The following is a 19791-nucleotide window of genomic DNA, read 5'->3' on the forward strand; positions in this document are numbered from 1 at the left end:
TCGCGCGCCCGTGAGGGCGGAGCGCGTGGCGTCGCGGCGCTACTGGCTGAGCCAGTCGGCCACGCTTGCGGGTGACTTCATCCATTCGAAGTGATCGGCGGGCACGCCCAGCGCGTCGCTGCCCAGGGTCACGACGTCGGCGCCGGCACGTGGAAGCTTCGACAGCAGCTGGTCGAACGAGGAGGCCGGCGCGAACCAGTCATGCTCGAGCAGCGCCGCGCGCACATGTGCATCGGTCTCCGCCATCCCGGGCTCCAGGTCGCCCAGGCCCACCGCGGCGTAGCGACCGCTGGTGGCGGTGCCGGCCCAGTCGCGCATCACGCCGCGTGCTTCGTTGCCGCCAAAGCCGAGGCGTCGGCCGGGCAGGCTGCCGGCGCGTTCGGCCAGCCACGGCAGCAGGCGGTAGACCAGCGGTAGCCACAGCCTGTGCCGCAAAGGGAACGCACGCCAGTACGGCGCGCCACTGCCGACGAGCCACAGTGCTTCGAAGGCATCGGGATCCAGGCCAAGGCGGCAGCACGCGAGCTGCCCGCCCAGGCTGTGCCCGCCGGCGATGCGGGGTAGCCCGGGCGTTGCGGCGGCGACTGCGGCTTCACTGGCGGGAATGTCGCGCGTGAGCAGCTCGCGATAGCCCCAGTCGCACGTGCGGCCGGCACGCAGGCTGCTGCTGCCGTGGCCGCGCCACTCATGCAGGAACACGGCCACGCCGCGCCGTGCCAGCGCCTGCGCGAACGGTTGGTAGTGGCGCGCGGCAACGCCCAGTGCCGGCAGCCAGAGCAGGCTGCGCTGCGGGGCGTCGGGAATGCAGGCCAGCAGTTCGTAGTGGTGGCCGTCGCTGGTCTCCAGCGCGATGGTGGTGTCGGCCAGGCCCGTCGCGTCTTCGGCGCGCGCCTCGGTGCCGGACGTCATGCCGGTCGGCGCGCGGCGAAGTGCCCGAGCACGAGCACGTCGCTGCGCCCCGGGCGCACGCCTTGGCGCAGTGCGTCGCGGATGTAGTCCACGCCTTCGCTGCAGGCCTCGCGCATGCCGCGGCCGCGGCAGAGGTTGGCGGCAATGGCCGACGCCAGGGTGCAGCCGGTGCCGTGTCCGTCCACCCGCATGCGCGGGCCGCGGAAGGCGGTGCGCGTGCCCGCATCGGCATAGCGGTCGACCACCTCGGCGCCCTCGTCCAGGTGACCGCCCTTGAGCAGCACCGCGCCGGCGCCCAGTGCGAGCAGCGCGTCCAGCGCCGCGTCCGCGTCCGCGGCATCGGTGATGCGACAGCCAAGCAGTAGTTCGGCCTCGGGGATATTGGGGGTGAGGATGCCCGCCATCGGCAACAGGCGCGTGCGGAGTGCCTCGAGGGCGTCTTCTTCCAGGAGCCGCGCACCGGAGGTCGCCACCATCACCGGGTCGACCACCAGCTGTGCGGGACGATGTACCTCGAGCGCGTCGGCAACCGCGTGGATCACCTCGGCCGAGGCCAGCATGCCGAGCTTGACCGCGCCGATCGCGAAGTCGTCGAAACAGGCGTCGATCTGCGCGCGCAGGAACCGCACCGGCGGCACGTGCACCGCGGTCACGCCGCGGGTGTGTTGTGCGGTGAGCGCGGTGATCGCCGACAGGCCGTGGACGCCGTGGGCGGCGAAGGTCTTGAGGTCCGCCTGGATGCCGGCGCCGCCGCCGGAGTCGGAGCCGGCGATGGCGAGTGCGGAAATGGGCTGGGTCATGGTGATGGGAGCGGTGTCCTGGAACGTCGTGGGCAAGGATACGGGGGCGCACGCAGCGGTGGGGAGCTGCCAGGGCCTGTGAACCAAGGCTGCAGTACAATATAGCTCAGTTGATATCGTAGATATCATTAAGCATGTTCCAGATTGGAGTCAGCCGATGATCACCTCTGCCCAGATGCGGGCCGCACGGGCCCTGCTCGGCATCGACCAGCGCACCCTGGCGGGCCTGGCCGGCGTGTCCGTGCCCACCATCCAGCGCATGGAGGCGAGCAGCGGCGATGTGCGCGGCGTCATCGGTTCGCTGACGAAAGTGGTCGGGGCGCTCGAGAGCGCCGGTGTCGAGCTGATCGGTGATAACAGCCCGAGCCCCGCCGGCGGCCGCGGGGTGCGCCTGAAGGCGGAGGGCGACGCGTGATCGCCCTGTTGGAAGCCAGGCGCGCCGGCCTGCTGCGTCCCGGCAACTGGCCGCGCAACATCGTCGCCGGCCTGATCGTCGGCGTGGTCGCGCTGCCGCTGGCAATGGCCTTCGCGATCGCTTCGGGCGTGAAGCCGGAGCAGGGGCTGTACACGGCGATCATCGCCGGCATCGCGGTGTCGCTGTTCGGGGGCTCGCGGGTGCAGATCGCTGGCCCGACCGGCGCCTTCATCGTCATCCTCGCCGGCGTGGTCGCCCAGTTCGGCGTCAGCGGCCTGCTGGTGGCGACGCTGATGGCCGGCGTCATCCTGGTCGTGATGGGCCTTGCGCGCCTGGGCGCGGTGATCCGCTTCATCCCGGATCCCGTCATCGTCGGCTTCACCGCCGGCATCGCAATGATCATCTGGGTGGGGCAGTGGCAGTACTTCTTCGGCCTGCCGCTGCCGGGCGAGGGCCCGTTCTACCTCAAGGCCTGGCAGCTGCTGCGCTCGTTCACGCAACTGCACCTGGCGACCACCCTGCTTGGACTCGGGAGCCTGGCGCTCGCGCTCTACGGACCGCGCATTCGCGGCCTGTCACGGGTGCCGGGGCCGCTGCTGGCGATGATCGCGGCGACCCTGGTGGTGTCGGCATTCGACCTGCCCGGCGTCGCCACCATCGAATCGACCTTCGGCGCCATCCCGCGCGCGCTGCCGACCTTCGCGGTGCCATCGATGAGCTTCGATACCGTGATGCTGCTGCTGCCATCCGCGTTCACCATCGCCATGCTCGGCGCGATTGAATCGCTGCTGTCGGCGGTGGTGGCCGACGGCATGGCCGGCACGAAGCACGACTCCAACCAGGAGCTGATCGGCCAGGGCATCGCCAACATCGTCTCGCCGCTGTTCGGCGGCATCGCCGCCACCGGCGCGATCGCGCGCACCGCGACCAACATCCGCAATGGCGGCAACGCGCCGATCGCCGGCGTCGTGCACGCGCTGCTGCTGGTGCTGATCCTGCTCGTGATCGCGCCCTACGCCGGCAGGGTTCCACTGAGCGCACTGGCCGCGATCCTGTTCGTCGTCGCCTGGAACATGAGCGAGGCGCCACGCTTCCTGCGCATGGTGCGCCGCGCGCCACGGGCAGACGTTGCGATCCTGCTGATCACCTTCGGCCTGACGATCCTCACCGACCTGGTGGTGGCGGTGAACATCGGCGTGATCCTGGCGATGATGCAGTTCATGCGCCGGATGAGCCTGGCGGTGGAGGTGGTCGAGCATCACCAGGCCAGCCTGCGGCAGGAACTCGAGGAGGCCGGGCTATCCGCCCTGCCGAAGGACGTGGCGGTGTATTCCATCGACGGGCCGTTCTTCTTCGGCTCGGTCGATTCGCTCGAACGCGCGCTGTCATGGTCACGCGAGGCGCCGCCGCGCTACGTGGCGCTGCGCCTGGAGCGGGTTCCGTTCATCGATGCAACGGGCCTCAAGCGCCTGGAGTCGACGATCGCGAGCCTGCGCGCGCGGGGCGTGACGGTGCTGCTCAACGGCGCCAGCATGGGAGTGTTGCGCAAGCTGGTACGTGCCGACATCGTGGGTCGGGATGATCCGGGCAGTTACTTCAAGACGCTGTCGGAGGCGTTGCTCTACATCGAGGCCCAGCGTGACGCGGTGGAGCCTGCAGTCGACGATTGATTGTCCGGCCTTCGGGGCAGGGACCGTCGCAGAGGCGGCTGTTGTGGGAGCCGCTATAGCGGCGAATGCTTCGGTTCGCGGTTCACGCTCGGCGCGTGACTCACTGCCGCGGCTCGTCTATCGCGGCTATAGCCGCTCCTACAAAAGCATCAGGCGAGGCATGCAGTTGCTCTTGCTGTGGCTTCTGCCTTTGCGTCTGCTTCTGCCTTTGCTGCTGCTCTTGCCTTTGCCCTTCCCCTCCAGCCCGCAGTGTCGATGGCAGCGGAGGGTGTGTGGGTACGCAGCCGGCATAAAGAGCACCACGTGCTCAGCCGGCGGAGTACCCACGCACTCTCCGCCCCCGCCAACCCACGCTCCCAGCCGCAAGGGCTCCTACAGGACTTCGGACGCGTAATCGGCCAGGCGCGAGCGTTCGCCCCGCCGCAAGGTCACGTGCGCGCTGTGCGCCCAGTGCTTGAAGCGGTCGACGGCGTAGGTCAGGCCCGAGGTGGTCTCGGTCAGGTAGGGCGTGTCGATCTGTTCGACGTTGCCCAGGCAGACGATCTTGGTACCGGGGCCCGCGCGCGTGATCAGGGTCTTCATCTGCTTGGGCGTCAGGTTCTGCGCTTCGTCCAGGATCAGCCAGCGGTCGAGCAGGGTGCGGCCGCGCATGAAGTTGAGCGAACGGATCTTGATGCGCGATGCCAGCAGGTCGTTCGTGGCGGCGCGTCCCCAGCTGCCGCCTTCCTTGTTGTGCGGCAGCAGTACTTCGAGGTTGTCGGTCAGCGCGCCCATCCAGGGCGTCATCTTTTCTTCTTCCGTGCCGGGCAGGAAGCCGATGTCCTCGCCCACGCTGATCGTGGCGCGGGTCATGATGATCTCGCGGTAGCGCTGCGCGTCCATGGTCTGCGCAAGGCCCGCGGCCAAGGCGAGCAGGGTCTTTCCGGTGCCCGCGGTGCCGAGCAGGGTGACGAAATCGATCTCGGGATCCATCAGCGCGTTGAGCGCGAAGTTCTGCTCGCGGTTGCGGGCAACGATGCCCCAGACCGCGTGCTGGTGGCTGCGGTAGTCGTCGACGATCTGCAGCACCGCGCGGTCGCCTTCCACCGAGGCCACGCGGAACTCGGCTTCCTCGTCACCCGGCAGGTAGAGGTACTGGTTGGGGTGCCAGTCGTCGTCTTCCTCGTGGCGCAGTTCGTAATAGGTGCGGCCCTTGTCGGTCCAGGACTTGAGGTCCTTGCCGTGGCGCTGCCAGAAATCCTCCGGCAGCGCGGTGGCGCCGGTGTAGAGCAGGCTGAAATCGTCGAGCGCGCGGTCGTTCTCGTAGTCCTCGCTGGGGATGCCGGCAATCGCGGCCTTGATGCGGAGGTTGATGTCCTTGGAGACGAACACCACCGGGTCGTTGGAGTCATCGCGGCTCAGGTCCAGGATCGCGCCGAGGATCCGGTTGTCGGGCGCGACCGCGCCGAACGAGGTCTTGTCCTCCTTGGGCACCGTGGTCTGGAAGCGGAGCACTCCGCTGGCACCGGCACCACGCAGCTGCAGGCCGCCCGGGCGTTCCAGCCTCAGTCCCGAGGCGATGCGGTCGGCGCCCTGGGACTCGATCAGTTCGTTGATGAAGCGGCTGACCTGGCGTGCATTTCGGCTCGCCTCCGTGGTGCCCTTCTTGCCGTTGTCGAGCTCTTCGATCACCTGCATCGGCAGGTAGACGGTGTGCTCCTCGAACTTGAACAGCGCCGTGGGGTCGTGCATCAGCACGTTGGTGTCGAGCACGTAGATCCGCTTGCCGTGGTTCATCGTGGTGTCGGTCCGTCCGGGATGGCGTGGCAGGGGATCACCGGGCGCGGATGTCCTTCAGCGCCTCGAGCACGGCCGCGGCATGCCCCGGGACGCGCACCTTGCGCCATGCGCGCGCGATGCGTCCGTCGGGGTCGATGAGGAAGGTGCTGCGTTCGATCCCCAGCACCTTGCGGCCGTACATGTTCTTCTCGCGGATGACGTCGAAGGCGCGGCAGAGGGCTTCGTCGGTATCGCTCACCAGCGGGAACGCGAAGCCCTGCTTCGCGCAGAAGTTGTCGTGCGACTTCACCGAGTCACGCGACACGCCCAGCACCCCGGCGTCGAGCGATTCGAACTCCGGGAGCAGGGCGTTGAAGTCCAGGCCCTCGGTAGTGCAGCCGGGCGTGGAATCCTTGGGATAGAAGTAGAGGACCAGCCAGCGGCCGGCGTGGTCGGCCAGCGCGGCGGTAGCGCCGCCGGAGAGCTGCAGCGGAAGCTTGAGGATATTGCGGTCGAGCGTGTCGCCTTCGTTCATGTCCATCCCTGCGCGCTCAGAACTTCATCGGGTCCATGATCGCGTCGAGGTTGAGGTGGTCGCAGAACTCGAGGAAATCGTCGCGCAGCGCGGCGATGTGCATGTCTGCCGGCACGCCGATCGTGACCTGGGCCGAGAACATGTCGGCGCCTGTCTGCATCGCGCGGTAGCGCGAGCAGTGCAGGCTTTCGATGGTGATGCCCTGGCGGTCGAAGAAATCGGCCAGCTGGTAGAGGATGCCGGGCTTGTCCGACGCCACCACTTCCACGATGTAGGGCAGCAGGTTTGACTGCACGGGCTTGGCGCCGGTGCGGTACCAGACCAGCTTCAGGCCCTCTTCGCGCTCCAGGCGCGAGAGCATGGCTTCGAGCTTCGCGACCGCATCCCAGGAGCCGGTGGCCAGCGCGGTGACCGAAACATCGCGGCCGACGGTGGACAGGCGGGTGTCGACCAGGTTGCAGCCGCTGTCGGCGATGCGCCGCGACACCGCCAGCAGGGGCGAGCGCGGATGCGTCGTATAGGCGTTGATCAGGAGGTGGTTCTCGGTCGGCGAGGGCCGGGTTGTATCGGTGTCGGTCAAAGCGGGGTCCACGGAGGTGCTGCGATGGCGGGGGAGCCGGGTCCGGCTGCCGTGCGGGCCCTGGACGCGGGTGCTGTGGCCGCCCTGAGGCTGCAGCCAGCATACTTGCCCGTGCTTCGAGGCCGCAAGTAAGATCATGGCGCTGCGCGGACCTCGCGCGGCCTCCCACACGGCTCCCCCAAGCAGGCCCAGATTGCACCTTTCCGGCAGCATCACCGCGCTGGCGACGCCGTTCACGGCCGCCGGCGCACCCGATACCGACGCATGGCTGCGCCTGGTCGACGCCCAGCTTGCGGGCGGCACCCAGGCCCTGGTCGTGGCCGGCTCCACGGGAGAGGCCGCCGCGCTGACCGTGGCCGAATATGAAGCCCTGCTGCGCGCTGCCGTCGAGCACGTTGCCGGTCGCGTGCCCGTGATCGCGGGCACCGGGCAGTCGGGGACCGCCCACACCATCGAGCGCAGCCGCCTGGCCGCCGCCTGCGGTGCCGACGCCGCCCTGGTGGTCACGCCGCCCTACGTGCGCCCGACGCAGGCCGGTCTGCTCGCGCACTACCGTGCGGTGGCCGACGATGGCGCCCTTCCGGTGATCCTTTACAACGTGCCGCCGCGGACCGGCTGCGACATGCAGCCCGACACGGTGGGGGAACTGGCGGGCCACGCCGCCATCGTCGGCATCAAGGAGGCAGTCGCCGACGAAGCGCGCGTGCGCGCGCTCCTGCCGCTGGGCGGGCCGGGCTTCTCGATTCTCAGCGGCGACGACGGCACCGCGGCGCGCTCGATGCTGGCCGGGGCCGACGGCCTGGTGTCGGTGGCTTCGAACGCGGCGCCGGTCGCATTCCGGCGCCTGTGCGATCTCGCCCGGGCCGGCGACGCCGTGGGTTGCGATGCGCTTGTCGCTCGGCTTGCCGACCTGATCGACTTCTGCGGCATCCAATCCAATCCGATCCCGGTCAAGGCACTGCTGGCGCGGCGCGGCTTCGGCCACCGTGACGGCATCCGCCTGCCCCTGCTGCCGCTGTCGGCGGCCCACGTGGCGGCGGCGGACGCGATCGCCGCCGGCCTCGAATCACTCGAACAGACCTGTCGCGACGCGCTTGCGGCCTGAACCGTTTTCCCAGGAGACATCCATGCAGCCTTCCCGTTCCATGCTCCGCCCGGCCATCGCGGTCGCCATCGTCACCGCCCTGATCGCCACCGCCGGCTGCAGCTGGTTCCGCAAGGACAGCGCGCTGTACGCGCCTGCCCCGCAGGACCGCCCGCTCGAGGTCCCGCCCGACCTCGACCGCCCCGACACCAGCTCGGCCATGGCCGTGCCGGAGGCGGGCACGTCCAGCGTGACCCGCTCGACCATGGGGGCAGCGGCGCCCGCGGCGCAGGCCTCGAACAGCGGCTTCAACGTGGCGGCCCCGCGCGACGACGTGTTCCAGCGCGTCGAGCCGCTGCTGGCCGGGATCGAGGGCGTCACCGTGGTCAGCAAGGCGCAGCTGCTGGGCACCTACGACATCGACGCCGGCGACAGCCGGTTCCTGGTGCGGGTGTCACAGTCGGGGGAGGGCGCCTACGTGTCCGCGGTCGATCCGCGCGGTGTGCCCGCGACCAGCGCGGACGCGGTGCGCGTGATCGCAACGCTGCGCGCAGGGCTGGCGCAGTAACGCGCGTCGCGGGCGCAGGACCCCGGAGCGCGGCCCGGACACGGCCGCGTTCCTTTTTTGCGGGCGGGCAACCTGCGCGCAGACGCGCTCCGGCGGCTCAGCGTTCGAGCAGTGGCAGCTTGTTCGGCTTGCCTTCCCACTCCACGGCGTCGGGCGGTCCGTCCTTGCGGGTGGTGATCACCGGCCATTCCTTCGACAGCTCGGCGTTGAGCGCGACGAAGCCCTCTTGGCCGGCGGGGACGTCATCCTCCGCGTAGATCGCGCCGATCGGGCACTCCGGTTCGCACAGCGTGCAGTCGATGCACTCGTCGGGGTCGATCACCAGGAAGTTCGGGCCTTCGTGGAAACAGTCGACCGGACACACCTCGACGCAGTCGGTGTATTTGCACTTGATGCAGTTCTCGGTGACGACGAAGGGCATGGTTCGCGGCGCTGGCTGTGTGAAGGCCGCATATTGTAGCGCCCGCGGGCGCCGCCAAAGCCGCGCGCCGGGGTTCACTGCGTCCCGTGGGCGCCGCAAACGAGCAGGGCCCGCAACCGTTGCCGGTGCGGGCCCTGGGGATATGGCGCTCCCTACGGGATTCGAACCCGTGTTTTAGCCTTGAGAGGGCCACGTCCTGGGCCTCTAGACGAAGGGAGCGGTGTTGCTTTGCCGCCTTCGTGGGGCGACACCGGCTGGACGACCGGACCCGCTGCAGCCAGGCTGCGATGCGGCTTGCTAGTATAGCAACCACAGGCTGCCACTGGGCAACCAGAGCAGGTACTTTTTTGCAGATGCGCAACGACACACCATCCGACACACCGCTGCTGCGGACGATCCCGCGCGAGCAGCACTCCATTTCCCGCAAGGACATCAGCCCCAACGCGCTGCGGGTGCTCTATCGCCTGCGCGAAGGCGGGCATGAGGCCTACCTGGTCGGCGGCGCCGTGCGCGACCTGCTGGTCGACGGGAGCCCCAAGGACTTCGACATCGCCACCGGCGCCACGCCCGAGGAGGTCAAGGCGCTGTTCCGCAACTGCCGCCTGATCGGGCGCCGGTTCCGGCTGGCGCACGTGGTCTTCGGCCGCGAGATCATTGAAGTGGCGACCTTCCGCGCCAATGTCGACGACGGCAGCGGGGACCGCCAGACCCACGAGGACGGCCGCCTGCTGCGCGACAACGTCTACGGCACGGTCGAGGACGACGCGGTCCGCCGCGACTTCACCGCCAATGCCCTGTACTACACGATCGAGGACTTCTCGGTCCGCGATTACACCGGTGGCTTCGAGGACGTGAGCAACCGCGTGCTCAGGCTCATCGGCGATCCGGAGACCCGCTACCGCGAGGATCCGGTGCGCATGCTGCGCGCGGCGCGCCTGGCGGCAAAGCTCGACTTCAGCATCGAGCCGGCCACCGCGGCGCCGATCCGCGAACTGGCACCGCTGCTGTCCGAAGCCGCGCCCGCGCGCCTGTTCGAGGAGTGCCTGAAAATGTTCCTGTCCGGGCATGCCGTGGCCAGCTTCGAGAGCCTCGAGCGCCACGGCCTGCTGGACGTGATGCTGCCCGAGGCGGCCGCGGCGATGAAGGCCAACCGCAGCGGCGCGCTGCGCACGGTGGTGCTGGAAGGCCTGCGCGGGACCGACAAGCGCGTGTCCGAGGACGAACCGGTATCGCCGGCGTTCCTGTTCGCGCTCCTGCTGTGGCCGGCCTACTGCCGCACGCTGATGGCGCTGCAGGCACAGAACATGCCGGCGGCCGAGGCGCAGCGGCGCGCCGCGGACCGGGTCACGGTGCACGAGCTGGCGACGATCGCCGTGCCACGGCGGTTCTCGATCCCGATGCAGGAGATCTGGCTGCTGCAATCGCGCTTCGGCCTGCGCCAGCGCAAGCGCGTGATGCGCATGCTGGCGCACCCGCGCTTCCGTGCCGCCTTCGACTTCCTGCAGGTGCGGCAGGCGGGTTCGAACGAGCATGCCGAGGACATCGCGTTCTGGCGCGAGGCCCAGCTCGATCCCGACATGGCCATCGCCCACACCCCGCACGACGAGGACGACGGCAGCGCGCCCGCCCCGCGTCGCCGCCGGCGCCGGTCCACGGCGACGGGATGAGCGCGCCCGTCCGGGCCTGCGTCGGGCTTGGCGGCAACATCGGCGACGTTGCCGCGGTGCTTCGCGAGGCGCTGGCCGCGCTCGATGCGCTGCCAGGCACGCGCCTGCTGAGCGCTTCGGGCTTCTACCGCACGCCCGCCTGGGGCCTGGAAGCGCAGCCGGACTTCGTGAACGCCGCGGCCGTGCTGGACACCGCGCTGTCGCCGCACGCGCTGCTTGAAGCACTGCTGGGTATCGAGCGCGCCCACGGCCGCGAGCGCGCCGCCGACGGCCGCCGCTGGGGGCCGCGCACGCTCGACCTCGACCTGCTGCTGTATGGCGACGCGGTGATCGACGAGCCCGGCCTGGTCGTTCCGCATCCACACCTGCATGCGCGCGCGTTCGTGCTTGTGCCGCTGGCAGAGGTCATGCCGGACGCTGAGGTACCTGGACATGGCCGCGTCGATGCGCTGCTCGCGACCGTCGACGCCGGCGGGATCCACCCGGCCTGAAGCCTCGACGTCACCGCTGCGGCGTAAGATTGCACGGTCCATCCCCACATTCCGGACGCGAAACCCCATGAGCAAGAACACGCCTGCAGCGCGGGACGACCGCCGGCCGATGACCGTGCCCGGCCTGGCCGAGGCGCGCGCCGCAGGGCGCAAACTTTCGATGCTGACCGCCTACGATTCCGGCTTCGCGCGGGTGTTCGACGCCGCGGGCGTGGAGCTGATCCTGATCGGCGATTCGCTGGGCATGGTGGTGCAGGGCCGCGATTCGACGCTGCCCGTGACCGTCGACGACATCGCCTACCACACCGCCTGCGTCGCCCGCGGCCTCACGAACGCGCTGCTGGTGGCTGACCTGCCGTTCCAGGCCGACGCCACGTCCGAGCGTGCCCTGGATGCGTCCACCCGCTTCCTGCAGGCGGGCGCGAAAATGGTGAAGCTCGAAGGCGCCGGCCCGAAGCTCGACGTCATCCGCTTCCTGGCCGAGCGCGAGATCCCGGTGTGCGCGCACCTCGGCCTGACGCCGCAGTCGGTACTGCGCTTCGGCGGCTTCAAGGTGCAGGGGCGCGAGGAGGCCGCGGCCGAACGCCTGCGCGCCGAAGCGCGCGACGTCGCCGAGGCGGGCGCGGCGCTGATCGTGCTTGAGGGCGTGCCGGCGCCGCTGGCCACCACCATCACCCGCGACAGCACGGTGCCGACCATCGGCATCGGCGCCGGTGCCGGTTGCGACGGCCAGGTGCTGGTGATGCACGACATGCTCGGACTCGACTCCGGTCATCGGCGCCCGAAGTTCGTGAAGGATTTCCTCGCCCAAGGCGGCTCGGTCGAAGGCGCCGCACGCGCCTTCGTGGCCGCAGTACGCGACGGCAGCTTCCCCGACGCGGCCCACTCCTACGCATGAGCGCCGCGATCGAAGTCGCGCACGACATCGCAGCGCTTCGCGCCCGCATCGACACCTGGAAGCGCGACGGCTTGCGCATCGGCTTCGTGCCCACCATGGGCAACCTGCACGAAGGGCACTTCAGCCTGGTCCGGCAGGCGCGTGCGAACGCCGACTGCGTGGTCGCCAGCATCTTCGTCAATCCCACCCAGTTCGGCCCGGGCGAGGACTACGACAGCTACCCCCGCACACCCGAGGCCGACGTGGCCGGCCTCGAGGGCGCGGGATGCGACCTCGCCTGGATGCCCACGCCCGAGCAGATGTATCCCCTGGGCACCGCGCGCGCGGTGCGCGTGCAGGTGCCTGGCATCACCGACGTGCTCGACGGCGCCTACCGCCCCGGCCACTTCGACGGCGTATGCACCGTGGTGGCGCGCCTGTTCAACCAGGTCCGCCCCGACCTGGCCGTGTTCGGCCGCAAGGACTACCAGCAGCTCGCCGTGATCCGCCACATGGTCCTCGACCTCGCGTTCCCGCTGGACGTGCTCGGCGCGGACATCGTGCGCGAGCCCGACGGCCTGGCACGCAGCTCGCGCAACCAGTACCTGTCCCCGGACGAGCGCGCGCTCGCACCGGAGATCCACCGCACGCTGCTCGCCATGCGCGATGCCCTGCAAAGCGGGCAGGACTGGCAGCGCGCCGAGGCCAACGCCACGGCCCGGCTGCAGGCAGCCGGCTTCGCCGTCGATTACGCAGTGATCCGCACGCCGCTACTGGCAGAGCCTTCCGGCGCGCCCACGCCCGGCGCCGACGGCGAGCGCGTCGCACTTGTCGCCGCCCGCCTTGGGCGCACGCGGCTGATCGACAACCTCGAGTTCTCCACCGCAGGTTGATCTTCGTACGGGAGGTGGGCGGCAGCCGGCGGCTAGACGGCGGGCTGGTGGGTATTCCGTGGGCTGTCCCGCTGCGCGGGCCTTTATGCCCACTGCGTACCCCCCAACCCGCCTCGCAGCGCCTCCCCGCGACCCGCCGGGAAAGACAAAAGCACGACGCGTTCCCCTCACGCCTCCGCAGCCACGCTGAACAGTCTTCAAGTGCGGCGCCCCACGGCAAAGCCTCCCGGACGCCATCTTGTAGAATCCCGATTGACGCCGGTTCCCACGGCCCCACGCGGTTCCCCACGATGCTCCTGACCCTGCTCAAAGCCAAGATCCACCGCGCCACCGTCACCCACGCAGAGCTCCATTACGAAGGCTCCTGCGCGATCGACGGCCGCCTGCTCGACCTGTCGGGCATCCGCGAGTACGAACGCATCGAGATCTACAACATCAACAACGGCAAGCGCTTCGCGACCTACGCGATCCGCGGCGAAGACGGCAGCGGGATCATCTCGGTCAATGGTGCCGCCGCCCACCAGGCCGAACCCGGCGACCTCGTGATCATCTGCGCCTATGGCGCCTGCGACGAAGCCGAGGCGGCGAAGTTCAAGCCGAGCCTGGTCTACGTCGACCGCCAGAACCGGATGACCCACACCAACGACGCCATCCCGGCACAGGCCGCCTGAGGCGTGGCCGGCGAAGCGCTCGTCCGGCAGTTCCTCGACCACGCAGAGCGCCTCGCCGGCGCCCGCATTCCCGACCTCGTGGCGGAGGACCCCGCGCGAGCGGGAACCATGGCGCTGCGCGTCGGGCCGGTGTACGCGAGCTTCGCGCGGCAGCGCATCGATGCGCCCACCCTGGCCACGCTCGGCGAGCTGGCCGGACACGTGCGCCTGTCGCTGGCGCTGCGCGCGCTGGTCGATGGCGCCGAGGTCAACGCGTCCGAAGGCCGTCCCGCGCTGCATACCGCGCTGCGCTCAGGCATTGGTCGAGGCGACATCGCGCACGCGGCGCACGCCGCCGCCCTGGCTGCGCGTGAGCGCATGGCCGGACTCGTCGCCTCGCTGCGGGAATCGGGCGTCACCGACATCATCAACATCGGCATCGGCGGCTCCGACCTCGGCCCGCGGCTGGTGGTCGATGCGCTGAAGGACTTCAACGACGGCCGATTCCGCCTGCATTTCGTCAGCAACGTCGATGGCAGCGAGGTGCAGCACGCACTGCGTGGGCTGGATCCGGCGCGCACCGCGGCGATCCTGGTGTCCAAGAGCTTCGGTACCCAGGAAACTTTGCTCAACGGTGCCCTGGTCCGCGACTGGCTGGGTGGCGGCGAGCGTCTGTACGCGGTCAGTGCCAACGTGGCCGCGGCCCAGGCCTTTGGCGTCGAGGCCGGCCGCGTGCTGCCGATGTGGGACTGGGTCGGCGGACGCTATTCGCTGTGGTCGGCGGTGGGTTTCGCGATCGCGCTGGCGGTCGGCATGGATGGCTTCGAGGCGCTGCTGGCCGGCGCGGCGGAGATGGATGCGCATGCGGTCGAGGCGCCGCTGGAGGCGAACCTTCCGATCCGCCACGCGCTGGTGGCGGTGTGGAACCGCAACGCGTTGGGCCTGCCCACGCAGGCGGTGCTGCCCTACGACCAGCGCCTCGCGCACCTGCCGGCCTACCTGCAGCAGCTGGTGATGGAGAGCCTCGGCAAGTCGGTGCGCAGCGACGGCCGTGCACCCGGCGTGGCGACGGTGCCCGTGGTCTGGGGCGGCGCCGGCACGGGGGCCCAGCACAGCTTCTTCCAGGCGCTGCACCAGGGCACCGACGTCGTGCCCGCGGACTTCATCGGTGTCGTGCGACCGGCCCATGGCTATCGCGGCAACCACGACGCGCTGCTGGCGAACCTGCTGGCGCAGGCCGAGTCCCTGGGCAACGGCCACGCTGCGGACGATCCGCAGAAGGCGTATCCGGGCAACCGTCCATCCACGCTCTTCCTGCTGGACGAACTCACGCCGCATTCGCTGGGTGCGCTGCTGGCGATGTACGAGCACAGCGTCTACGCGCAGTCGGTGCTGTGGGGCGTCAATGCCTTCGACCAGTGGGGCGTGGAGCTTGGAAAGCGCATTGCCGGCGAGCTGCTGCCCGCGCTGCGCGGCGAGGGCGAGGCGGGCGACGTGGTGACCCGGGCCCTGCTTGAAGAGATCCGCTCGCGCCGCTGACCGCCGGTTGCTGGCCCGTCACAGTCGACTAAGCATGCGGATCGGACTGGCCCATTCCATGTCCTTCGCCGCACCCCGGTAGGAGCAGCCACGGCTGCTCCTACAGGAGATGCCAGGGGCGCGGAGCTGTGGGAGACGCCGCCGCAGTGCCCAGCAGCGCCGTCGTGCCCAGCCGTCAGCCGGTTCCGTGCTGCGCGATCGCCCAGGCCACGTGCTCGCGGATGACCGGATCGGAATGGTCCCGGCGCGTCTCCAGCGCCTGCAGCACCTCCGCCGTGGTCGGCGCATTGCCCAGCGCGATCGCGATGTTGCGCAGCCAGCGCGCGTGTCCGCTGCGGCGCAGGGCGGTGCCTTCGGTGCGGCGCAGGAACTCGTCCTCTTCCCACGCGAACAGTTCGGCCAGGGTCGCGGTGTCGAGATCGTTGCGCGCGCGGAAGTCCGGCTCATCGCTGCGCCGTGCGAACTTGTTCCAGGGACAGACCAGCTGGCAGTCGTCGCAGCCGAAGATGCGGTTGCCCATCAGCGACCGCAGTTCCTCGTCGATCGCGCCTTCGTGTTCGATGGTGAGGTAGCTGATGCAGCGGCGCGCATCGAGCACATTCGGGCCAAGGATCGCCTGGGTCGGGCAGATGTCGATGCAGCGCGTGCAGCTGCCGCAGTGCGGCGTTGCCGGCGGGTCGGGCGGCAGCGGGACGTCGAGGTAGATCTCGCCGAGGAAGAACCAGGAGCCGCCGTCGCGGTCGATCAGGCAGGTGTGCTTGCCGATCCAGCCCAGCCCGGCGTTGCGCGCCAGTGCCCGCTCCAGCACCGGCGCCGAGTCGACGAAGACGCGGTGGCCGAACGGGCCGATCTCGGCGGCGATGCGGTCGGCCAGCTTCTGCAGGCGGTTGCGCATCAGCTTGTGGTAATCGCGGCCCAGGGCATAGCGGGCGACATAGGCGCGCTCGCCGTCGGCCAGCGTCTCCCAGGCCTCGGTGTCGTCGCGACGGCCGTAGTCGAGGCCCACCGACAGCACGCTGATCGTGCCCGGCACCAGTTCCTGCGGGCGGGAGCGCTTGTCGCCGTGGCGCGCCATCCAGTCCATCGATCCGTGGAAGCCACGCGCGAGCCAGTCGCGCAGGTGTCCTTCGTCGTCGCCCAGGTCGATGCCGGTGATGCCGCAGCGCTGGAAGCCGGCTTCGCGCACCAGGGCACGGATCCGCGCCGCGAGTGCGGTCGGGTCGGGCGGGTTGGCGTGGGCCTGTGGAGGCACCGCGCCGCTGGCGTCGGCGGTGCGCGTGGGCATGGTGGCGCGAGTATAGAATCAGCGCGATGCACGCAACCGGGACCGATGCCGCCACGCCGCTGTACGACGTCGCCGCGATGCGCCGCGTGGAGACGCAGGCGATCGCGCTGCTTGGCGGCGATGCGTCGATCCTGATGGAGCGCGCGGGCCTGGCCGCCTGGCGCTGCCTGCTCGAACACTGGCCGGACGCGCAGCGCATCGTGGTCGCCTGCGGCCCCGGCAACAACGGCGGCGACGGCTACGTGCTGGCCTGCCACGCGCTCGCGGGTGGACGCGACGTGCAGGTGCTGCACGCGCAAGGCCACGCCCCGCGCACGGCGCTGGCGCGGCGGGCGGCCGCGGCCTTCAGCGACGCCGGGGGCAGGGTGGCGATCGCGGATGCGCAGCTGCCGGAGTGCGATGTCCTGGTCGATGCCGTCTTCGGCCTGGGCTTCGACAATCGGGCGGACGATGAAGGCAAGGTACTGCTTGCAGCCATTACGGCCAGCAGCGCCGCGGTGCTGGCGCTCGACCTGCCTTCGGGCGTCGACGCCACCTGCGGCGACGTGCCCGGCAGCGCGGTGCGGGCCACCCGCACGCTGCAATTCATCGGCGACCACGCGGGTCTTGCGACGGGTGCCGCGCTCGACCATGTCGGCGCGCTGCACGTGGCCTCGCTCGATCTGCCGCCCGAAGCGTTCGCCGGGGTGGACCCGGTGGCCTGGCGCCTGCGCGGCCCTGCGCTGGAATCGCTGCTGCCGCGGCGGACGCGCACCGCACACAAGGGCACAGCCGGCCATGTGCTGGTGGCCGGTGGCAACCACGGCATGGGTGGCGCGGTGCTGCTGGCGGCGGGCGCAGCGCTGCGGGCGGGCGCAGGACTGGTCAGCGTCGCCACCCGCACGGCGCACGTGGCGCCCCTGCTGGCCCGCACGCCGGAAGTGATGGCGCACGCGCTCGAGGATCCCGCAGGCATGACGCCACTGCTGGAGGCGGCCGAGGTCTGCGCCGTGGGGCCGGGACTGGGCCGCGACGCGTGGGCGAGTGACGTGTTCGATGCGGCGATGGCCAAGGCCAGGGCCCTGGTGGTGGACGCGGACGCGCTGAACCTCCTCGCTGCCAGCCCCGGGAAGATGCCCGCGACCGCGATCCTGACCCCGCACCCGGGGGAAGCCGCGCGCCTGCTCGGGCGCAGCGTGGCCGACGTCCAGCGTGACCGCATCGCCGCCGCACGCGCGCTGGCCGAGCGCTACGCCTGCGTGGTGGTGCTCAAGGGCGCGGGGACGGTCGTTGTGGCGCCCGGCGCCGGCACCTGGATCATCGATGCGGGAAACCCAGGCATGGCCGTCGGCGGCATGGGCGATGCGCTCACCGGCATCATCGCGGCGCTGCGCGCACAGGGGCTGCCAGCGGCGGACGCGGCCGTGGCCGGTGCGCTGCAGCATGCAGTCGCCGGTGATCGCGCGGCGGCGGACGGGGGTGCCCGCGGCATGCTGCCCAGTGACCTGATCGCGGCGCTGCGCCAGCGGGAGCGGGACTGATGGCCGCGGTACGCAGTGCGGTCCTTCCCGATGCGGAGGCCACGGCCGCCCTGGCTGCAGCCCTCGCGGCCACGGCTCCGGCCGGTGCCGTCGTGCACCTCGAGGGCGATCTCGGGGCCGGAAAGTCGACCCTGGCCCGCGCTTGGCTGCGCGCCCTGGGCGTGACCGGCCCGGTGCGCAGCCCGACCTACACCCTGGTCGAGCGGTATCCGCTCGCGACCGGCGGGGAAGCGCTGCACCTGGACCTGTACCGCATCGGCGACGCCGGCGAACTGGAATTCCTCGGCCTGGACGACGCCGATCCCCGGCTCTGGCTGGTCGAGTGGCCCGAACGGGGCCTGGGTGCGTTGCCGGCACCCGACCTGGAGGTCGGCCTCGTGGTGCTGGGGCAGGGTCGGGCATGCCGCCTGCGCTTCCGGAGCGCCGCGGGCGACGCGTGGGTGGCCGCACTGGACGAGCAGCGACGTTTGCAGGGGCTTCCTGAACCGTAACCACAGGAAGGGCGGGCAGGTGCCGGATTCATAAGGGAAAAACCTGTTGCAAAGAACGCGACTTGGTGCTTGACTAGCGGCCATGCGCGTCCGGGCCATCCATCTCCAGCAAATCCTGCTCGGTGCGGCCCTGCTGGCCGCACTGGTCTGGAACGTGGCCAAGTCGGCTGAGATCAATGACTTGCGATTGAGTGCAGGTCCAACGGGGACCCGGGCAGAACTCGGGCTCGACGCGCAAGCCGAGTACACGCTCATTCCGCTGTCCAACCCCGACCGCCTCGTGGTCGACTTCCCGGGCAGCCGGGTCGCGCCGAAGCTGACGGTCCCGGCCGCCGCCGGCGTCATCAAGGCCGTGCGCACGGGCCAGCCGACGCCCGGAACGACCCGCGTGGTCTTCGACCTGGCGATGCCGGTGGTCGCGCTTGCGCCCCGCTTCGAGACCGGCAGCGGCGGCGTGCGCCTGGTGCTGGAATGGCCGGGTGACCACGGCGCAGCGACGACGGCCGCGGTACCTGCCGCAGCCACGCCATCGCCCGCGTCCACGTCGACGGCCGACCCGATCGCGCAGATCGCAGCCGCCAACCAGGCCGGCGCCGCACAGGCGTCCAACGACGCCACCTCGCGTCTGATCGCAAACCTTCCCGCCGCCGGCGCACGTTCGCCCGCGGCCCCGTCCACGGCATCGCCGCAGCGGCCGCAGCCATCGAGCGACCCGTCGCCGCGGCAGGCGGTGCCGACCACCATCGCCACTGGTGTACCCACGCCGGTGCAGCGCGCGCCCGCCGCGCAGCCGCCCACCCCCGCCAACGCAGTGCAGTCGGCCGCCAGCGGCGCCACGCGTCCGCTGGTGATCGCCATCGACGCCGGCCACGGCGGCCAGGACCCGGGCGCCGTCGGACCCACCGGCAAGCGCGAGAAGGACATCACCCTGGCCATCGCCCGCGAACTCGCGCGTCAGGTCAACGCCACGCCGGGCCTGCAGGCCCACCTGGTGCGGGATGCCGACGTCTTCATCCCGCTCAACCGCCGCGCCCAGCTGGCGCGCGCGGCGGGCGCGGACATGTTCATCTCGATCCACGCCGACGCCGCGGAAAACCGCAATGCCAAGGGCTCTTCGGTCTATGTGCTGTCGCTGAAGGGCGCGTCCTCGCAGCGCGCGCGCTGGCTGGCCGACAAGGAAAACGCGGCCGACCTGATCGGTGGCGGCAAGATCGCCACCTCCGACAGCATGCTCACCAACGTCCTGCTCGACCTCACCCAGAGCGGCCAGATGAAGGCGTCCGAGGACGCGGGCAACCACATCCTCGAAGGCCTCAAGCGCATCGGCAACAACCACAAGCCGCACATCGAACGCGCCAACTTCGCGGTGCTGCGCACGTCCGACATGCCGGCGATGCTGGTCGAGACCGCCTTCCTGTCCAATCCCGAGGAAGAGCGTCGGCTGATCGACCCGGCGTTCCAGTCCAAGGTGGCGCGCGCGGTGCTGGACGGGGTCAACACCTACTTCACCAGCCAGCCGCCCCCGGGCACGCTGTTCGCGACGCGGGCCGCAACCGGCGGCGCATCCTCGGTGGCGGCGAGCGGCGGCAGCCGCTGAGGGCGGCAAGCTCGCTTATCATCGTGGCTGGCCCATACCAG

General features: G+C 70.5%; 20 protein-coding genes and 1 tRNA gene. 13 read left to right on the forward strand and 8 right to left on the reverse strand.

The window, feature by feature from the left end; translation table 11 throughout:
- Positions 1-39: 39 nt before the first annotated feature.
- Positions 40-909, reverse strand: coding sequence for an alpha/beta hydrolase family protein (locus ACW5E8_RS03945; protein WP_456964181.1), 870 nt, complete (start codon positions 907-909; stop codon positions 40-42).
- Positions 906-1715 carry a bifunctional hydroxymethylpyrimidine kinase/phosphomethylpyrimidine kinase gene (gene thiD / locus ACW5E8_RS03950; RefSeq protein ID WP_456965236.1) on the reverse strand — a complete coding sequence of 270 codons (810 nt, stop codon included), beginning with the start codon at positions 1713-1715 and terminating at the stop codon, positions 906-908. The genes ACW5E8_RS03945 and thiD overlap by 4 nt, the downstream gene beginning before the upstream one ends.
- A gap of 151 nt (positions 1716-1866) precedes the next feature.
- Between thiD and ACW5E8_RS03955 the strand changes: the two genes are divergently transcribed.
- Both ACW5E8_RS03955 and ACW5E8_RS03960 read left to right on the forward strand, forming a co-directional pair.
- Positions 1867-2124, forward strand: coding sequence for a helix-turn-helix domain-containing protein (locus ACW5E8_RS03955; RefSeq protein WP_456964182.1), 258 nt, complete (start codon positions 1867-1869; stop codon positions 2122-2124).
- A complete protein-coding gene (locus tag ACW5E8_RS03960; protein ID WP_456964183.1) occupies positions 2121-3794 on the forward strand; it encodes a SulP family inorganic anion transporter in 1674 nt (557 codons plus the stop codon). The genes ACW5E8_RS03955 and ACW5E8_RS03960 overlap by 4 nt, the downstream gene beginning before the upstream one ends.
- Before the next feature lie 372 nt (positions 3795-4166).
- Here ACW5E8_RS03960 and ACW5E8_RS03965 read toward each other — a convergent pair whose 3' ends face one another.
- From ACW5E8_RS03965 to ACW5E8_RS03975, 3 genes are read right to left on the reverse strand one after another with little or no spacing between them, the layout of a single operon-like run.
- Positions 4167-5570 carry a PhoH family protein gene (locus ACW5E8_RS03965; RefSeq protein WP_456964184.1) on the reverse strand — a complete coding sequence of 468 codons (1404 nt, stop codon included), beginning with the start codon at positions 5568-5570 and terminating at the stop codon, positions 4167-4169.
- Positions 5571-5607: 37 nt separating this feature from the next.
- Positions 5608-6087, reverse strand: a complete 480-nt coding sequence (locus tag ACW5E8_RS03970; protein WP_456964185.1) for a peroxiredoxin — start codon at positions 6085-6087, stop codon at positions 5608-5610.
- 16 nt (positions 6088-6103) lie between these two features.
- Positions 6104-6667, reverse strand: coding sequence for a glycine cleavage system protein R (locus tag ACW5E8_RS03975; protein WP_456964186.1), 564 nt, complete (start codon positions 6665-6667; stop codon positions 6104-6106).
- Between the two features lie 193 nt (positions 6668-6860).
- On the opposite strand from ACW5E8_RS03975, the gene dapA reads away from it, so the two are divergent.
- Positions 6861-7772, forward strand: a complete 912-nt coding sequence (dapA, locus tag ACW5E8_RS03980) for a 4-hydroxy-tetrahydrodipicolinate synthase (RefSeq protein WP_456964187.1) — start codon at positions 6861-6863, stop codon at positions 7770-7772.
- Between the two features lie 22 nt (positions 7773-7794).
- Positions 7795-8319 carry a hypothetical protein gene (locus ACW5E8_RS03985; protein WP_456964188.1) on the forward strand — a complete coding sequence of 175 codons (525 nt, stop codon included), beginning with the start codon at positions 7795-7797 and terminating at the stop codon, positions 8317-8319.
- Positions 8320-8416: 97 nt separating this feature from the next.
- Here ACW5E8_RS03985 and fdxA read toward each other — a convergent pair whose 3' ends face one another.
- Positions 8417-8740 (reverse strand): ferredoxin FdxA, encoded by a 324-nt coding sequence (gene fdxA, locus ACW5E8_RS03990; RefSeq protein ID WP_456964189.1) that lies wholly within the window; start codon positions 8738-8740, stop codon positions 8417-8419.
- A 143-nt stretch (positions 8741-8883) separates the two neighbouring features.
- Positions 8884-8959 (reverse strand) — tRNA-Glu (locus tag ACW5E8_RS03995).
- Between the two features lie 134 nt (positions 8960-9093).
- On the opposite strand from ACW5E8_RS03995, the gene pcnB reads away from it, so the two are divergent.
- The 6 genes from pcnB (at position 9094) to pgi (ending at position 14857) form a co-directional block, all read left to right on the forward strand.
- Positions 9094-10407 carry a polynucleotide adenylyltransferase PcnB gene (gene pcnB, locus ACW5E8_RS04000; RefSeq protein ID WP_456964190.1) on the forward strand — a complete coding sequence of 438 codons (1314 nt, stop codon included), beginning with the start codon at positions 9094-9096 and terminating at the stop codon, positions 10405-10407.
- Complete coding sequence (folK, locus tag ACW5E8_RS04005) at positions 10404-10898, forward strand: 2-amino-4-hydroxy-6-hydroxymethyldihydropteridine diphosphokinase (RefSeq protein WP_456964191.1); 495 nt, start codon at positions 10404-10406, stop codon at positions 10896-10898. Before pcnB ends, folK begins: the two co-directional genes overlap by 4 nt.
- Positions 10899-10965: 67 nt before the next feature.
- Positions 10966-11796, forward strand: a complete 831-nt coding sequence (gene panB, locus ACW5E8_RS04010) for a 3-methyl-2-oxobutanoate hydroxymethyltransferase (protein ID WP_456964192.1) — start codon at positions 10966-10968, stop codon at positions 11794-11796.
- Positions 11793-12668, forward strand: coding sequence for a pantoate--beta-alanine ligase (gene panC / locus ACW5E8_RS04015; protein ID WP_456964193.1), 876 nt, complete (start codon positions 11793-11795; stop codon positions 12666-12668). The genes panB and panC overlap by 4 nt, the downstream gene beginning before the upstream one ends.
- 290 nt (positions 12669-12958) lie before the next feature.
- A complete protein-coding gene (gene panD / locus ACW5E8_RS04020; RefSeq protein ID WP_456964194.1) occupies positions 12959-13339 on the forward strand; it encodes an aspartate 1-decarboxylase in 381 nt (126 codons plus the stop codon).
- Between the two features lie 3 nt (positions 13340-13342).
- Positions 13343-14857, forward strand: a complete 1515-nt coding sequence (pgi, locus tag ACW5E8_RS04025; protein ID WP_456964195.1) for a glucose-6-phosphate isomerase — start codon at positions 13343-13345, stop codon at positions 14855-14857.
- A gap of 175 nt (positions 14858-15032) precedes the next feature.
- Here pgi and queG read toward each other — a convergent pair whose 3' ends face one another.
- Positions 15033-16142 (reverse strand): tRNA epoxyqueuosine(34) reductase QueG, encoded by a 1110-nt coding sequence (queG, locus tag ACW5E8_RS04030; RefSeq protein ID WP_456964196.1) that lies wholly within the window; start codon positions 16140-16142, stop codon positions 15033-15035.
- A gap of 26 nt (positions 16143-16168) precedes the next feature.
- On the opposite strand from queG, the gene ACW5E8_RS04035 reads away from it, so the two are divergent.
- From ACW5E8_RS04035 to ACW5E8_RS04045, 3 genes are all read left to right on the forward strand, one after another.
- Positions 16169-17662: an NAD(P)H-hydrate dehydratase gene (locus ACW5E8_RS04035; protein WP_456964197.1), complete on the forward strand. Its 1494-nt coding sequence runs from the start codon at positions 16169-16171 to the stop codon at positions 17660-17662.
- Positions 17662-18153 (forward strand): tRNA (adenosine(37)-N6)-threonylcarbamoyltransferase complex ATPase subunit type 1 TsaE, encoded by a 492-nt coding sequence (gene tsaE, locus ACW5E8_RS04040; RefSeq protein WP_456964198.1) that lies wholly within the window; start codon positions 17662-17664, stop codon positions 18151-18153. The genes ACW5E8_RS04035 and tsaE overlap by 1 nt, the downstream gene beginning before the upstream one ends.
- Before the next feature lie 82 nt (positions 18154-18235).
- Positions 18236-19750 (forward strand): N-acetylmuramoyl-L-alanine amidase, encoded by a 1515-nt coding sequence (locus ACW5E8_RS04045; RefSeq protein ID WP_456964199.1) that lies wholly within the window; start codon positions 18236-18238, stop codon positions 19748-19750.
- The last annotated feature ends 41 nt before the right edge of the window (positions 19751-19791 follow it).

The organism is Luteimonas sp. A649 (assembly GCF_054072735.1).

What these genes read in the sequence shown, in the direction of transcription:
- panB (WP_456964192.1), top strand. Translation starts at nt 10,966, where the DNA reads ATGAGCAAGAACACGCCTGCAGCGCGGGACGACCGCCGGCCGATGACC.
- ACW5E8_RS04045 (WP_456964199.1), top strand. Translation starts at nt 18,236, where the DNA reads ATGCGCGTCCGGGCCATCCATCTCCAGCAAATCCTGCTCGGTGCGGCC.
- tsaE (WP_456964198.1), top strand. Translation starts at nt 17,662, where the DNA reads ATGGCCGCGGTACGCAGTGCGGTCCTTCCCGATGCGGAGGCCACGGCC.
- folK (WP_456964191.1), top strand. Translation starts at nt 10,404, where the DNA reads ATGAGCGCGCCCGTCCGGGCCTGCGTCGGGCTTGGCGGCAACATCGGC.
- queG (WP_456964196.1), bottom strand. Translation starts at nt 16,142, where the DNA reads ATGCCCACGCGCACCGCCGACGCCAGCGGCGCGGTGCCTCCACAGGCC.
- panC (WP_456964193.1), top strand. Translation starts at nt 11,793, where the DNA reads ATGAGCGCCGCGATCGAAGTCGCGCACGACATCGCAGCGCTTCGCGCC.
- fdxA (WP_456964189.1), bottom strand. Translation starts at nt 8,740, where the DNA reads ATGCCCTTCGTCGTCACCGAGAACTGCATCAAGTGCAAATACACCGAC.
- ACW5E8_RS03970 (WP_456964185.1), bottom strand. Translation starts at nt 6,087, where the DNA reads ATGAACGAAGGCGACACGCTCGACCGCAATATCCTCAAGCTTCCGCTG.
- ACW5E8_RS03955 (WP_456964182.1), top strand. Translation starts at nt 1,867, where the DNA reads ATGATCACCTCTGCCCAGATGCGGGCCGCACGGGCCCTGCTCGGCATC.
- panD (WP_456964194.1), top strand. Translation starts at nt 12,959, where the DNA reads ATGCTCCTGACCCTGCTCAAAGCCAAGATCCACCGCGCCACCGTCACC.
- pcnB (WP_456964190.1), top strand. Translation starts at nt 9,094, where the DNA reads ATGCGCAACGACACACCATCCGACACACCGCTGCTGCGGACGATCCCG.
- ACW5E8_RS03965 (WP_456964184.1), bottom strand. Translation starts at nt 5,570, where the DNA reads ATGAACCACGGCAAGCGGATCTACGTGCTCGACACCAACGTGCTGATG.
- ACW5E8_RS03945 (WP_456964181.1), bottom strand. Translation starts at nt 909, where the DNA reads ATGACGTCCGGCACCGAGGCGCGCGCCGAAGACGCGACGGGCCTGGCC.
- ACW5E8_RS04035 (WP_456964197.1), top strand. Translation starts at nt 16,169, where the DNA reads ATGCACGCAACCGGGACCGATGCCGCCACGCCGCTGTACGACGTCGCC.
- ACW5E8_RS03985 (WP_456964188.1), top strand. Translation starts at nt 7,795, where the DNA reads ATGCAGCCTTCCCGTTCCATGCTCCGCCCGGCCATCGCGGTCGCCATC.